Consider the following 2097-nt stretch of genomic DNA (forward strand, 5'->3'; position numbering starts at 1 on the left):
TAATACGGGCATTCATAACTCTCACGGTTAATAACAGTGACAGCTATGATGCGTGATCAGTCAGCAAATAAAAGATGTGATGGCCGGACGCTTACAAATATAATAGATTTGGCACTGCCTTTTTTAAATGTATTTAGCCCATCACTTAACAATGTATCGCCAGTCTCATTATGGAAGATAACGTGAGATGCCTGCGTTCTGCTTTTGTCGCGAAATAGGCCATCGCCTAACGAGAATAAGCGCCTGTCGGCTGCTTGAAGTGACGATAAAATCAGTTCGCCGTTATCGGATTTAAGCCAAATAAAATTTAAAAGCCGATCGATAAACTCAAACTGAGCCATGTTATTGGGGGAAAGAAAATACATACCGGCAAACTCAGATAAATTATCAGGCGCTATACTTGGCTTTATTACATTCGCCTGAGACACGGCAAGTTTCTGAATAAAGATCTGGTTTAAACGTTCATAGTCTGCTGTTTCACTGTCGGTATTAACTGCCCAGAAAAAGCCTTTATTTTCGTTTGGATAAAGACAGAGATAAGCTCTGAATCCATACGTAGTGCCGGGGTGGCACATACCCACTACTTTATGCCTATCTCTTACTGCAAACGCGAGACCATGCCCAAGATTTAAACCCGCAAGAAACGCATCTGTCGCATTTGGTTTGGCTAACATCTCCATTAAATCGCCACGAATAAAGGCAACACCGTCTAACTCACCGTGAGCCATAATAAAACGCATAAACCTTGCCATATCTGGAGCGGTAGTCGTAAATTGTGTTGAAGGCCTTAAAAAAGTAGCTACAGCTGATTGCGCGACCTGATTTTCAAAGTATCCCATTGCCAACGATGGGTCGGCCTTTTCGCCTTTCTGGCTCAAGAAGGCAAATGTACTATTGTCCATGCCTAGAGGCGCTAAAAAGTTGCGATCCAGGTACTCCTCGTAAGGCTGATTTGATATGGCTTCAATAACCATTCCAAGTAAGGTGTAGCCCATATTTGAGTACGAATATTGTGTGCCGGGCTGCGTTCTAACCCTCAAAAGATGTCGATCACGAGATATAAAGGCATCTATCAAAGGCATAGCAGGAGTAGGTTGTTCACTTAACAGTTGCCACATTCTAATGTTATCAATGCCTGCCGTATGTTCGAGCAAATGTCTTACTGTGATGGGTGAGGAGTTACGCCACGGGTTATAGAATGTTAGCTTAGACAACAGTAACTCAACGTTTGTATCCAGAGTAAGTTTATCTTCTGTAATCAGGCGGAGCACACCCAGCGCCAGCACTGTCTTTGTAACAGAGCCAACCTGTATTTTTTGCTCAGACTGCATTGTTAAACCTTGCTCTACGTTTGCAAATCCTGCTCCACCAACAGAAGTTTGGTTATCAGAGATTATCGACCATGAAATGCCTACAAGAGCTTCTTCTGAGATAGCACGGCTGATCTCAGTTTCTAAATCAGTTTCAACACTCGCCACAGGACTTACAAATGGCACCAGACAAAGCAACAACAAGAACCGGAATGAAAAATAACTAATCACTGGCACCAGAGTATCCTTTTACGCTTTAACGCCCGCTACACAAGCGGGCAATTTGTTGCGAGTCGAGCGTCGAAGGCGCGTTGTTCTCGCGTTTTTTATGCCTAGCCCGGACCATGTTTAAGACCAGCTTTATCAATGATTAAAGGGATTTGCGATGCAAACCACTCTTTCTCTTTGACTCCAAATGTCAATTGCTGTCCATTTAACCTGTAGTGATAAACAATAGAACCTTGGTGTTCTTTTATCGTGAGCTGATGTTTTCCGATATCATCTGCAACAACTAACTCGATCTGAGCATTTTCGGGTAAAAATAATAGTTCTGTTTCTTCTGCGTTAAAGCGAATTTCTTCTTTTATAACCTTAGAAGGGGCAGTGATATGTAAATAGAAATTTTCTTCATCTATTGTTTGACGATGTCCGGGCAAAGTAACGCATGCCGAAAGAACGAAACTTAAGCCAGCTTGCGTATTCTGCCCCAAAGTGAACACTGATTCTGGTTTAATGTGAACACCCGTACTGATTTAATATGAACACCTATTCTGGCGCAAAGTGAACG

The 2097-nt window shown here is 42.5% G+C and carries 2 protein-coding genes; both read right to left on the bottom strand.

All coding sequences use genetic code 11. The annotated features are described in order from the left end of the window. Positions 1 to 56: 56 nt before the first annotated feature. Complete coding sequence (locus H141_RS0119450) at positions 57 to 1547, bottom strand: serine hydrolase domain-containing protein (protein ID WP_019677938.1); 1491 nt, start codon at positions 1545 to 1547, stop codon at positions 57 to 59. Between the two features lie 95 nt (positions 1548 to 1642). Further along, on the bottom strand, positions 1643 to 2020 hold the full coding sequence (locus H141_RS0119455; protein ID WP_083923102.1) for a hypothetical protein: 378 nt from the start codon (positions 2018 to 2020) through the stop codon (positions 1643 to 1645). Positions 2021 to 2097: the final 77 nt, after the last annotated feature.

The sequence above is a fragment of the Arsukibacterium perlucidum DSM 18276 genome (assembly GCF_000382165.1).
GTDB lineage: Bacteria > Pseudomonadota > Gammaproteobacteria > Enterobacterales > Alteromonadaceae > Alishewanella > Alishewanella perlucidum.